General features: G+C 66.7%; 10 protein-coding genes. 1 reads left to right on the top strand and 9 read right to left on the bottom strand.

Features of this window, described 5'->3' with window-relative positions; genetic code table 11:
- Positions 1-23 precede the first annotated feature (23 nt).
- A complete protein-coding gene (glmM, locus tag QX126_RS24130) occupies positions 24-1376 on the bottom strand; it encodes a phosphoglucosamine mutase (protein ID WP_315733925.1) in 1353 nt (450 codons plus the stop codon).
- 401 nt (positions 1377-1777) lie between these two features.
- Between glmM and QX126_RS24125 the strand changes: the two genes are divergently transcribed.
- The gene (locus QX126_RS24125) at positions 1778-2914 is read left to right on the top strand and encodes an alpha-hydroxy acid oxidase (protein WP_315784139.1); all 1137 of its coding nucleotides are present in this window, start codon (positions 1778-1780) and stop codon (positions 2912-2914) included.
- A 281-nt stretch (positions 2915-3195) separates the two neighbouring features.
- Here QX126_RS24125 and QX126_RS24120 read toward each other — a convergent pair whose 3' ends face one another.
- The 8 genes from QX126_RS24120 to QX126_RS24085 form a co-directional block, all read right to left on the bottom strand.
- Positions 3196-3774: a hypothetical protein gene (locus tag QX126_RS24120; RefSeq protein WP_315784236.1), complete on the bottom strand. Its 579-nt coding sequence runs from the start codon at positions 3772-3774 to the stop codon at positions 3196-3198.
- Positions 3775-3917: 143 nt separating this feature from the next.
- A complete protein-coding gene (locus QX126_RS24115) occupies positions 3918-4760 on the bottom strand; it encodes a shikimate dehydrogenase (RefSeq protein ID WP_315771871.1) in 843 nt (280 codons plus the stop codon).
- A 126-nt stretch (positions 4761-4886) separates the two neighbouring features.
- The gene (locus QX126_RS24110; protein WP_315784136.1) at positions 4887-6650 is read right to left on the bottom strand and encodes a SulP family inorganic anion transporter; all 1764 of its coding nucleotides are present in this window, start codon (positions 6648-6650) and stop codon (positions 4887-4889) included.
- Between the two features lie 93 nt (positions 6651-6743).
- Positions 6744-7046 (bottom strand): helix-turn-helix transcriptional regulator, encoded by a 303-nt coding sequence (locus QX126_RS24105; protein WP_315757334.1) that lies wholly within the window; start codon positions 7044-7046, stop codon positions 6744-6746.
- A gap of 203 nt (positions 7047-7249) precedes the next feature.
- Entirely contained in the window at positions 7250-9298 is a 2049-nt protein-coding gene (locus QX126_RS24100; protein WP_315771870.1) for an elongation factor G, read from the bottom strand.
- A 176-nt stretch (positions 9299-9474) separates the two neighbouring features.
- Positions 9475-9948, bottom strand: a complete 474-nt coding sequence (locus QX126_RS24095; protein ID WP_315733931.1) for a DUF992 domain-containing protein — start codon at positions 9946-9948, stop codon at positions 9475-9477.
- 173 nt (positions 9949-10121) lie between these two features.
- Positions 10122-10646, bottom strand: coding sequence for a DUF992 domain-containing protein (locus QX126_RS24090; RefSeq protein WP_315733932.1), 525 nt, complete (start codon positions 10644-10646; stop codon positions 10122-10124).
- Between the two features lie 120 nt (positions 10647-10766).
- Positions 10767-11969 carry a pyridoxal phosphate-dependent aminotransferase gene (locus tag QX126_RS24085; protein ID WP_315733933.1) on the bottom strand — a complete coding sequence of 401 codons (1203 nt, stop codon included), beginning with the start codon at positions 11967-11969 and terminating at the stop codon, positions 10767-10769.
- Between the last annotated feature and the right edge of the window lie 106 nt (positions 11970-12075).

Raw genomic sequence — 12075 nt, 5'->3', positions numbered from 1 at the left:
AGGCCGAATATGACGGTTGATGATTATGCGGCGGCCGCAGCCGCGTTGCCGACCGCAGCAACGATCTCGTCGACGACCTCCTCGACCAGATCGCGGTCGTCACCCTCGCCCATCACGCGGATCACCGGCTCGGTTCCGGAGGAGCGCACGAGCAGTCGGCCATGGCCGTTGAGGCGCTTCTGTCCGGTGTCGATTGCCGACTTCACCTCGTCCGCGTCGAGTGGCTTGCCGCTGCGATAGCGGACGTTCTTGAGGATCTGCGGCAGCGGATCGAAGCGATGGCAGACCTCGGAGACCGGACGGCGCAGCCTCTGCACCGTCGCCAGCACCTGCAGCGCGGCGACGAAGCCGTCCCCCGTGGTCGCGTAGTCCGAGAGAATGATATGGCCCGACTGCTCGCCGCCGAGATTGTAGCCGTCGGCCAGCATGCGCTCGAGCACATAGCGGTCGCCGACCGGCGTGCGCACCAGCTCGAGCCCCTGCCCCTGCAGGAAGCGCTCGAGACCGAGATTGGACATCACGGTCGCGACGATGCCGGCGCGCGCCAGGCGGCCGTCTTCCTTCCAGCTCTGCGCGATGACCGCGAGCAGCTGATCGCCATCGACGATGTGGCCGCGCTCGTCGACCAGGATCACGCGATCCGCGTCGCCGTCGAGCGCAATGCCGATGTCGGCGCGCATTTCACGCACCTTGCGGCACAATGCCTCCGGCGAGGTCGAGCCGCATTCCTTGTTGATGTTGAAGCCGTCCGGCTCCACGCCGATCGAGATCACGTCGGCACCGAGCTCCCACAGCGCCTCGGGCACGACCTTGTAGGCCGCACCATTGGCGCAATCGACCACGACGCGCAGGCCGTCGAGCGAGAGGTCGCGCGGCAGGGTGCGTTTGGCGAATTCGATGTAGCGATCATGCACGCCGTCGATGCGGCGGGCGCGGCCGAGGCTCGCGCTCTGCGCCAGCTTCTTGTCGAGCGACTCGTCCAGCAGCTGCTCGATCTGCTTCTCGACATCGTCTGACAGCTTGAAGCCCTGCGGCCCGAACAGCTTGATGCCGTTGTCCTCGAACAGATTGTGCGAGGCCGAGATCATGACGCCGAGATCGGCGCGCATCGACTTGGTGAGCATGGCGACCGCCGGCGTCGGCATCGGGCCGACCAGCAGCACGTCCATGCCGACCGAGGTGAAGCCGGCCACCATCGCGTATTCGATCATATAGCCGGACAGGCGGGTATCCTTGCCGATCACCACCCGGTGGCGATGCTCGCCGCGCTGAAACAGAAGACCTGCGGCCTGCCCGACCTTGAGCGCGAGTTCCGGCGTGATCAGGCCGTTGGCGCGGCCACGAATCCCATCGGTCCCGAAATAGTTACGGCTCATATGACCCCCAGCAACGGCTTCTGGATTTCGTTACCGGCGGGGGCGAATCACATGGCAAGCCCCTCCGGTCAGCCCGCGGGTTATAGTCGCCTTAAAGCTAAGATGGATTCAAAAAATGTGATCAATCATTACCACGAAACCGCCACGGCCGCCGCAAGTCATTGTTAAGGCTAATTTTTCACTCGACCTGACGGCTCCGGAGGGCCCCCCTCGGAGTGCCCCCGCAGCAGGAATGTGCTCGCTCCGGCGGCCCCTGACGTCCTGTTGCGGAACGCTCGCAGTTTGCGTGTCTTGCCCGGACGCCGTGGCGGTTCCCAAGTTGGATTTGGCAGGCGCCGCAAAGATGCTAGATGACTGCCGAGCCCAAGAAACGAGACGTCGGTGGGGAGTCGAAGAGCGCGATGAAACACGTCACCTGCATTGAAGACCTGCGCCTGCTGCACAAGCGCCGCGTGCCCAAAGCCTTCTTCGACTACGCTGATCGCGGCTCCTATGCCGAGGAGACGCTGCGGGCCAACCGCGACGATCTGCAGAAGATCAAATTCCGCCAGCGCATTCTGGTCGACGTGTCCAAGCGGGATCTGTCGACGACGATCCTTGGCGAGCCGTCATCGATGCCGCTGATCCTGGCGCCGGTCGGCCTCCTGGGCATGCAGCACGGCGACGGCGAGATTCACGCCTGCCGCGCCGCCCAGGCCGCCGGCATCCCGTTCACGCAGAGCACGATGTCGATCTGCTCGATCGAGGACATCGCGGGCAGCGTCGAGAAGCCGTTCTGGTTCCAGCTCTACGTCATGAAGGATCGCGGCTTCATCAAGGCCCTGGTCGAGCGCGCGATCGCCGCGAAGTGCAGCGCGCTATGCCTGACCGTCGACCTGCAGGTGATCGGCCAGCGCCACCAGGACATCAAGAACGGCATGAGCGTGCCGCCGGAATGGACGCTGTCGAAGCTGTTCGACTTCGCCACCAAGCCGGCCTGGGTGCAGGGCGTGCTGCAGGGCAAGCGCCGCACCTTCGGCAACATCGCCGGCCACGTGAAGAACACCGAGGATCTCACCAAGCTCTCGGCCTGGACCACGGCGCAGTTCGACACTTCGCTGAACTGGAAGGACGTCGACTGGATCCGCTCGATCTGGCCGGGCAAGCTGATCATCAAGGGCATCCACGACATCGAGGACGCGAAGCTCGCGGCCGCGACCGGCGCGCAGGCGCTTGTCGTCTCCAACCATGGCGGCCGCCAGCTCGACGGCGCACCGTCCTCGATCCACGTGCTGCCCGGCATTGCGGAAGCGGTCGGCGACAAGATCGAGATCATGTTCGACGGCGGCATCCGCTCGGGCCAGGACGTGATGCGCGCGCTCGCGCTCGGCGCCAAGTCGTGCATGCTCGGCCGCGCCTATGCCTACGGCCTCGGCGCCGGGGGCCAGGCCGGCGTCGCCAAGGCGATCGACATCATCCGCAACGAGCTGCTGACGACGATGGGCCTGTGCGGCATCAACACGGTGGCCGAGATCGACCGGAAGGTGCTGGCGGATTGATCGACACTTAACCGGTTGGGACAAAGCATGACGCTGGTCTCACACCGTGATGATCCGAAGCGCTTGCCAAGCAAAAGCTGTCGTCCCTGCGAACGCAGGGACCCATAGCCACCGCTGTCAGTTATTTCGGGCGGTCGCGCCACTGCATGGTGCGTTTGGGCATCTGCTCAGACTAAGACACCCTGGCGTGCCCCGACACTCCATCCTGGGGTTATGGGTCCCTGCGTTCGCAGGGACGACACCTTTTGTCAGGATGCGGCATACGCTCCAGATGAGCTGGGTCACATCGGCGGCGTCAGCCCATCGCGGCCGACGCTGACGCGGCTGGTCTCGAGCGAGCCATCGGGTAACTGCTTGACGGTGGCCATCACCTTCGCGCCGGCCGTCAGCTCGGACTTGTCGCCGGGCACGAAGGTCACGATCGGCGTGTCCGGCGCGATGTCGACCCGCTTCTCGCCGCCCTTGTATTTGACGAGCAGCGAGTGACCGTCGGTCGAGACCGAGCTTTCGGATACGGTGGCGTTGGTCATGCTCGAATTCGGCTTCAGGTCCCACGACCGCGAGCCTTCGCCCGTGCCGCGCATGTCCTCGGGAAAGATGTGGATCTCGACCGCCTTCGGCGCGCCGTCCGGGCCGGGCACCGTGGTGGCGCCGATGAACGAGCCCAGCTTGATGTCGGAAAGCTGCGCCTTGACGACACCCGAAACGCGCAGATCACCGGCCATGCGCAGCTTGAAGATCTCGCCGCTGCGGGCTTTCACCGTCATCATGTCGGCGTCGACGCTTTCGATGGCGCCGCGCACGCGCGTCGGCACCGGCGCCTGCTGGGCAATGGCGAGCGCGGATACAGCCGCAACCATGGCGAGTGAAGCGACGGAACGGATCAGGACGAGACGAGCGGACATGCAGGGCTCCGAGGGCGAGAGAAGATCATCCGCGTCCAATGCGGGGCTACGCGGACGCTCGATCAATGAGACGCCGACCATCTGCGCTTATTCCGCGTTCAAGCCCTTGTGAGATCGGCCTCGACCAGCGCGCGCAACTCGGGCGTGACCTGCGGACGGCGGCCGAACCATAATTCGAAGCCACGCACGGCCTGGTGCAGCAGCATGCCGAGCCCATCGGCAGTGCGCAGCCCCCTCGCCCGCGCCGCCGCGAGCAACTGCGTCTCCAGCGGCACGTAGACGATGTCCGCGACGACAGCCTGCTGCGGCAACAGCTCGACGTCGAGCTCGAGCGGCGGCTGGCCGTGCATGCCGAGCGAGGTGGTGTTCACGAACAGGCCCGCGCGCGGCAGCAGCGCGCCGACGCGGTCCCAGCCTTCGGCAACGACATGGCTGCCGAACTGATCAGCCAGGGCCTGTGCGCGCGCCGCGGTGCGGTTGATGACGTGGACGCGGCCGATGCCGCGCTCGAGCAGGCCGAACACGACGGCCCGCGCCGAGCCGCCGGAGCCGAGCACCAGCGCCTCGTCGGTGCGGTCCCAGCCTGGGGCGGCGGCATCCAGATTGCCGATGAAGCCTTCGACGTCGGTGTTGGTGGCCCGCAGGATGCGGTCCTCGTACCAGAGCGTGTTGGCCGCGCCGACCGCGCGGGCACGCGCGTCCGGCTCGCTCAGCTCCAGCACGCGCTCCTTGTGCGGGATCGTGACGTTGGCGCCGACGAAGCCGCGACGGTCGAGATGCATGACGAAGTCCGCCAGCTCTTCCGGCGGCACCGCCTCGATGGTGTAGCCGCCGGCAATGCCAAGCTCGTGCAGCCAATGATGATGGATCAAAGGCGAGCGCGAATGCGCGGCAGGCCAGCCGATCAGGCACGCAGCGCGGGGTTTGGCGGCGAGGGTCATGGCCGTGACATCGGACAAGCCCCGGCTGGAGTCAATGCTGGGGCTCGGCAGTCGCCCCCCGGGAAAGCGCCGCAGCGGCCGAGAGGCGCCATGGCCCAAACGGCGACGCGGCGTTAAGGTCGCGTGTCAGCTCGCGGCGAGCCCATCGGCGACGTCCGCCGGCGCCGTCTCCTTGCCCTTGATGTCGGCCACGGCGCGCTCGATTGTCTCGCGATAGCGCACCAGCGGCGGCCGCACGCCGTGGGTCAGCAGCGCCCGGCGCACGGTCGGCGACGCGCCCGTGATGAACAGGCGGATGCCCTGGCGCCTGGCCTTGGCGGCGACGCGGCTCATGGCGTTGGCGGCCGTCGAATCCAGGAACGGTACGGCGGCGAAGTCGACCACGAAGGCTTTGCGGCGGTCGGCGATCGAGTCGAGCACGGTGCCAACGGTCGAGGCGGCGCCGAAGAAGAACGCCCCGGTGATGCGATAGACCAGCACGTCCTTGTCGGTGCTGAGCTTGGGATTGTAGGGCACCCGCGCGCTGTCCTCGAAATCCGCACGGTCCTGCGCGACCAGCGGCGTGCTGTCCTCGACGCCGGTCATCTGCGCCATGCGGTTGATGAACAGCACGGCGCCGAGCGCAAAGCCGACCAGGATGCCCTCGGTGAGATCGCGGAAGACCGTCAGCCCGAAGGTCGCGAGCAACACCGTGGCATCGCCCCAGGACGATCGGATCAGGGTGGCGAACTCGTGCTTCTCGGCCATGTTCCAGGCCACCACCACCAGCACCGCGGCGAGCGCCGACAGCGGGATGTAGCTCGCGAGCGGAGCCGCGATCAGCATGAACACCAGCAGGAACAGCGAATGCAGCATGCCCGACACCGGCCCGCGTGCGCCGGCGCGAACGTTGGTGGCGGTGCGCGCGATGGTGCCGGTGACGCAGATGCCGCCGAACAGCGCCGAGCCGACATTGGCAAAGCCCTGCGCCACCAGCTCGCAGTTCGAGCGATGGCGACGGCCGGTCATGCCGTCGGCGACGACGGCCGACAGCAGCGATTCGATGGCGCCGAGCAGTGCGAAGGCGATCGCGTCGGGGAACACCGCCTGGACCTTGGCGAGCGAGAACGCCGGCAACGCCGGCGCCGGCAGCTCGCGCGGGATACCGCCGAATTTCGTCCCAATGGTCTCGACCGGAAGCTGCAGCGCGAAGGTGATGATGGCCGCGACCACGACCGCGATCAGGATGCCGGGCCAGGTCGGCCGCAGATGCTTGAGGCCGATGATGATCGCGATCGACAGCGCGGCCGTCACGACCGCAGACATGCTCGCGGTCGGCGCGCCATGCGCGAGCGCCGTGAGCTTCGGAAGCAGCTCGCCCGGCTCCTTGCCCGCAAGCGTGATACCGAACAGATCCTTCAGCTGGCTGGCAAAGATGATGACGGCGATGCCCGCGGTGAAGCCGACCGTGACCGGATAGGGAATGAACTTGATGTAGGTGCCGAGCCGTAAATATCCTGCGATCACCAGGATCACGCCGGACATCATCGTCGCGATCAGCAGGCCATCGAGACCCTGGCGATCGACCGTCGCAGCGACCAGCACGATGAAGGCACCCGCGGGACCGCCGATCTGAAAGCGGCTGCCGCCGAGCAGCGAGACCAGGAAGCCGCCGATCACGGCGGTGTAGAGACCACGCCCCGGCGAGACACCGGAGGCGATCGCGATCGCCATCGACAGCGGCAGCGCCACGATCGCCACGGTCAGGCCCGCCAGCGCGTCGGCGCGAAAGTCGCTGAGGCCGTAGCCCTCGCGCAAGACCGTCAGGAGTTTGGGGGAATAAAGCTCGGCGAAGGTCGGCTCATGATGTCCGACCCGCCCGTGCGAACGGTGTTCGTTTGCGATGCTCATGCCCATCACGCTCCCGTCGCCTCATCGGGCCGCGGCGCAGCCGACGATGCGTCCCACACGAAGCGCCCAGGGGCCCCGTGCCGCGCGATGAGCCTAGCTCGCGTCATCGCGCACAATGTCAGTTTGACGGCCCATGCGGCGGGGCGGCCCCGGGTCCTTCAGGCGAACACCACGCCCGCCATTCTCGCTGCGGGAATGCTCACCGATCAGATCCACGCCCGCACGATTGAGCGCATCGACGACCTTGGTCAGCGAGTCCACCACGCCGCGGACGTTGCCCGTGGAGGCTTCCATCCGCTGGATCGTCGGCAGCGACACGCCGGCCAGCTCGGCCAAGGTTCTCTGATCTATCCCGAGCAGCGCACGGGCTGCTCGCATCTGGAACGACGTGATCACGATGGCCTCACGTAGCAGACACCATAAATGATGTCTGAGACAAAGACAATGATGTAAAATACATCATAAATTGCTTTCGGAGGCAAGCTGGAACCGGCCCTCGCCCACTGTTCCCTGCGCGCCCGAGCAAAGGTCCCGACGCGATCCGGCCCGCCATCCCGAGAGGATGACGGGCCGGTGCTGCTCGGCGCGGAGCGTTCGGCTCAGGCGGCGTCGCGGTGGGAGGCGATGATGTGGTCGGCGGCGCGGCCCGTCACCTCGGCCATGTGGTCGAACTGGCGAGTGAAGCTGCCGGCGCCGGCCGTGGCCGAGCGCAATTCGACGATCAGCTCGCCGATCTCGGCCTCCGGCATCATCGCGCGGACGCAATCCCAGCCCGGCCAGCCGTCGCGGGTGTCGAACGACAGGATCTGGCCGCGCCGCGCCGACAGGATCGCGTTGATCCTGGCGGTCGCTTCCGTGGGGCAGACAATCTCAACGGTGTGAATCGGCTCCAGCAGCACCGGCTGGCATTGCGGCAGCCCCTCGCCGACGCCGACCCGCGCCGCGGTGCGGAACGCGAGGTCGGACGAATCCACGCTGTGATAGGAGCCGTCGGTCAGCGTGACCTCGACGTCGATCACCGGAAAGCCCAGGGGGCCGCGGGCCATTGCGTCGACAACGCCCTCCTCCACCGCCGGGATGTAGTTGCGCGGCACCGCGCCGCCGACCACCTTCTCGGCAAAGCGGAAGCCTTCGCCGCGCGGCAGCGGCCTGATGTCGAGCACGACGTCGCCGAACTGGCCGTGACCGCCGGACTGCTTCTTGTGGCGGCCGCGCTGCGTGATCGGCTTGCGGATGGTCTCCTGATAGCCGATCGCAGGCTGATGCGATTTCACGTTGACGCCGAAACGGTCGCGCAACCGCTCCAGCGCGACGCGCAGATGCATCTCGCCCTGCCCCCACAGCACCGTGTCGTGGGTGCGCGGGTTCTGTACCATCGTCAGCGATGGATCCTCCTCGTGGAGCCGCTGCAAGGCCTGGCCGAGCTTGACGTCGTCCTTGCGGTCCACGGCGGCGATCGAGAGCGCCAGCACGGGTGGGCACGCCTCGACCTTTGCCAGCGGCAGCGGCGCCGTCTTGCCGGTCGCAACCGTATCTCCGGTCTTGACCGCATCGAGCTTGCCGAGCGCGACCGTGTCGCCGGCTTCGGCGCCCGCGCGCTTGCTGTCATAGGCGCCGGTCGCAGCCAGGATGCCGGACACGCGCGCCGCCTCGCCCGAAGCGGCATGCAGCGTCGCGCCGTCGTCGAGATGGCCCGAAAGCAGGCGCGTCAATGACAGCTTGCCGCCGTGCTGCAGGTGCAACGTCTTGAAGACGTAGCCGAGCGCCTCCTTCGCGTCCTTCACGCCCAGCCGCTGCGCGGTCTCGGCGATTCCGGGCGCCTCGTGGCGCAGCGCCTTCATCAGCCTCAGCACGCCGTTCTCGCGCAGCGCCGAGCCGAGCAGCACCGGGCAGATCAGCCCCTCGCGCAATTCGCGCGCGAGATCGTCGAACACGGCGTCGCGCGGCGGCGGGATGTCCTCCAGCAGTTGCTCCATGAGCGCGTCATCGTGATCGGCGAGCTTCTCCAGCATCGAGAAGCGCGCCTCCTTCTCGCGGTCGAGATCGCCGCCTTCGAGCCCAACGACTTCCGACGCCTTGTGCTCGCGATAGATGAAGGCGCGCTCCAGCGCGAGGTCGACGAAGCCCTCGATCAGCTCGCCGTTCCAGATCGGAATCTGGCGCAGCACCAGCGGCACGCGCGAGGCCGGCTGCAATGTGGCAAGCGTCTCCCTGATGCGCGCATTGGCGCGGTCGATCTTGTTGAGGAACAGGAAGCGCGGGATGCGCAGCTCCTCGAGCTCGCGCAGGATGATCTGCAATTGCGGCAGCTTCTTCTCGTCGGCCTCGCAGACCACGATGGCGGCATCGACCGCCGGCAGCGCCGCGCGCATGTCGTGGATGAATTCGATCGAGCCGGGACAATCGAGGAAGGTGTAGCTGTCGCCCATGAAGGTCGTGGTCGCCGCCGTCATGGCGACGCTCATCTTGTGCTGACGCGCCTCCGGGCTGGCATCGCCGACGGATGTGCCGGCGTCGACGCTGCCCGCGCGTGGGATCACGCCCGTCCGCGCCAGGATCGCCTCCAACAGAGTGGTTTTACCGCTTTGGAAAGGGCCCACCAGCGCAATGCACCGTGGACCGCGGGGACTTCTCAGGTCTTGTCCCATTCGCCGCCTCCTCGTTGTGGAGCTCGGCCCTGGATTGGGTCGGCAAAGCCGAATGCTCTGCCTCGGCTGCCGCTTTGGCAAGCAGGGGGCCCGCGAAAAACGTCGCTGCAGTGCGGGGAGTCCGCCGCCTTCCCGCACGATGGCGGAAAGAGCGGCTATTCACGGCAAAGGGAAGATCACCGACCCGGGCGCAATTCGAGGCTTTGCAGCCCCGCCGAGACGCTGAGGCCGACCTGGCCCTGGACGCTGAGTGGCTGCAGCGCGATCGAGTTGGCGGAGCCGCCGACCAGCACGTTGCCGCCAAGGCCGACGCCGACGGCGGCCGAGCCCTGTGCGCCGGCATAGTCGCCGGAGAGATCGCCCGGCCCGAGCCGTGCAACCGGGGCATAGACCACCCAGGCCAGCAGCGATTCCTGGGTGATGCCGAGATCGAGGCCGACCTTGCGGATGGTCGCGACGTAACGATCCTCCGGCAGCCCGTCGGCGCGCAGCACGCAGCCGAGATGGGTGACCGAGCCGACGATGAAGCCGACGCTGGCGCCACCGCGGCATTCGAGGACGCCGACCCGCACGCGATCTTGCGCCTGGGCAGCGCCGCCGGTGCAGAGGACGACCGCAGCAGCGAGCCCGGCGAGGATGGTCGAGCGCATGAATAAAAACTCCGGCTGAAATGAACGTGTGATGCAGACCCGTCGATCGGACTGACGATCACGGGGCATCACATCTATGCCACAAGCCTTACAGTCGCACCAGATTCGCCGCGCCGTCAGCACGCGCCATCGCGCCGGCCATTGCGACGCGTTCGCCCGAACGCTTCCGCGGCTCAGCGATAGAAGCGCGAGAAATAGGACGATGAACGGCTCGGGCTCGGGTGGATCGGCAGCAGCGGCACCAGCTCGACCTCAGTGATTCCGGCAGCGATGTTCAGGCCGGTCTGCCCCTGCAGGCTGATCGGCTGCAGGGCGGCGGCGCGATCGGTGTCGCGCACCAGGAAGCTGCCGCCGAAGCCGACCAGAGCCGCAGCGTTGGCGGACAATCCACCGTACCGCCCGCGCAGCTCGCTGCGGCCGAAATCGTTGACCGGTGCGCTGACCGCCCACGCCATCCTGGTCTCATCCGTCAGCCCGACATCGAGGCCGTAGCGCCGGACCTTGGCGACATAGCGCTCCGGCTGGCGGCCCTGGCTGCGAAACACGCAGCGCAGGCGTGACTGGGACATCACGAGCTTGCCGGAAGTCTTTCGTCCCGCGCACTCGAGCACACCGGCGCGCATGGGGCGATTTGCGTGGGCTTGCGCGAACGGAGCAACCGACACAAGCAACATGATCGACAGCAGAAGCAGCCGCATCGAACTCCAACCCTACGCCACCAGACTTATCGACCGACAAGAGAAAGGCGCCATGTTCAAAACATGGCGCCTTTCGGCCTGGAACTTGGCTTCTGGAGTTTCGAGACAGATGTTGCCCGATTACCTCAGATTGCCGCAGAAGCGCTGGATGCGCTTGCAGGCGTCCTCGAGGTCGGAGGTCTTGGTCGCGTAGGAGATGCGGAACGCCGGGCCGAGGCCGAACGCCGAGCCGTGCACCACCGCGACGCCCTCGGTCTCCAGGAGCTCGGTGACGAAGGCCTCGTCATTGTCGATCACCTTGCCCGACGGCGCCGTCTTGCCGATCGTGCCGGCGCAGGACGGATAGACGTAGAACGCGCCTTCCGGCCGCGGGCATTCGATGCCGCTCGCCTGGTTCAGCATCGAGACCACGAGGTCGCGGCGCTCCTTGAACACCTTGTTGTTCGCGGGAATGAAGTCCTGCGGACCGTTCAAGGCTTCCACCGCCGCCCATTGCGCGATCGAGCACGGGTTCGAGGTCGACTGCGACTGGATCGTCGCCATCGCCTTGATCAGATGCGCCGGACCGCCGGCATAGCCGATGCGCCAGCCGGTCATGCAATAGGCCTTGGAGACACCGTTCACGGTCAGCGTGCGGTCGTACAGCGACGGCTCGACCTGCGCCGGCGTGGTGAACACGAAGTCGTCATAGACGAGGTGCTCGTACATGTCGTCGGTCATGATCCAGACATGCGGATGCTTGACCAGCACCTCGGTGAGCGCCTTCAGCTCGGCCTTGGTATAGGCCGCGCCGGTCGGATTCGACGGCGAGCACAGGATCAGCCACTTGGTCTTCGGCGTGATCGCCTTCTCCAACGCCTCCGGCTGCAGCTTGAAGCCATGCGCCGCGGTGCAGACCACCGGCACCGGCTCGCCGCCGGCGAGCGCCACCATCTCCGGATAGCTGACCCAATACGGCGCCGGGATGATCACCTGGTCGCCGGGATTGATGGTCGCCATCAGCGCATTGTACAGCACCTGCTTGCCGCCGACGCCGACGATCACCTGGTTCGGCTTATAGGTGAGGCCGTTCTCGCGCTGGAACTTGCCGATGATGGCTTCCTTCAGCTCGGGGATGCCGTCGACCGCGGTATACTTGGTCTTGCCGTCCTGGATGGCCTTGATCGCAGCCTGCTTGATGTTGTCCGGGGTGTCGAAATCCGGCTCGCCGGCGCCAAGGCCGATGACGTTACGGCCCGCCGCTTTGAGGACGCGCGCTTTATCCGTGACCGCGATGGTCGCGGACGGCTTCACACGGTCGAGCGCAGCGGCGAGAAAGGACATCATCAGCTCCTATGCAGGCGTCGTGGATCACCCCCTCGGGGCCACGACCAGTCATGTCAGGGAAACGCCCATTTGTAGGGCCCCCAGCGCTGCATCGCAAGAAGCT

The sequence above is a fragment of the Bradyrhizobium sp. SZCCHNPS1003 genome, assembly GCF_032381555.1.
GTDB lineage: Bacteria > Pseudomonadota > Alphaproteobacteria > Rhizobiales > Xanthobacteraceae > Bradyrhizobium.
Note: the sequence above shows the minus strand (reverse complement) of the source record. Positions and strands in the feature narration are given on the sequence as shown.

What these genes read in the sequence shown, in the direction of transcription:
- glmM (WP_315733925.1), bottom strand. Translation starts at nt 1,376, where the DNA reads ATGAGCCGTAACTATTTCGGGACCGATGGGATTCGTGGCCGCGCCAAC.
- QX126_RS24125 (WP_315784139.1), top strand. Translation starts at nt 1,778, where the DNA reads ATGAAACACGTCACCTGCATTGAAGACCTGCGCCTGCTGCACAAGCGC.
- QX126_RS24120 (WP_315784236.1), bottom strand. Translation starts at nt 3,774, where the DNA reads ATGGTTGCGGCTGTATCCGCGCTCGCCATTGCCCAGCAGGCGCCGGTG.
- QX126_RS24115 (WP_315771871.1), bottom strand. Translation starts at nt 4,760, where the DNA reads ATGACCCTCGCCGCCAAACCCCGCGCTGCGTGCCTGATCGGCTGGCCT.
- QX126_RS24110 (WP_315784136.1), bottom strand. Translation starts at nt 6,650, where the DNA reads ATGAGCATCGCAAACGAACACCGTTCGCACGGGCGGGTCGGACATCAT.
- QX126_RS24100 (WP_315771870.1), bottom strand. Translation starts at nt 9,298, where the DNA reads ATGGGACAAGACCTGAGAAGTCCCCGCGGTCCACGGTGCATTGCGCTG.
- QX126_RS24095 (WP_315733931.1), bottom strand. Translation starts at nt 9,948, where the DNA reads ATGCGCTCGACCATCCTCGCCGGGCTCGCTGCTGCGGTCGTCCTCTGC.
- QX126_RS24090 (WP_315733932.1), bottom strand. Translation starts at nt 10,646, where the DNA reads ATGCGGCTGCTTCTGCTGTCGATCATGTTGCTTGTGTCGGTTGCTCCG.
- QX126_RS24085 (WP_315733933.1), bottom strand. Translation starts at nt 11,969, where the DNA reads ATGTCCTTTCTCGCCGCTGCGCTCGACCGTGTGAAGCCGTCCGCGACC.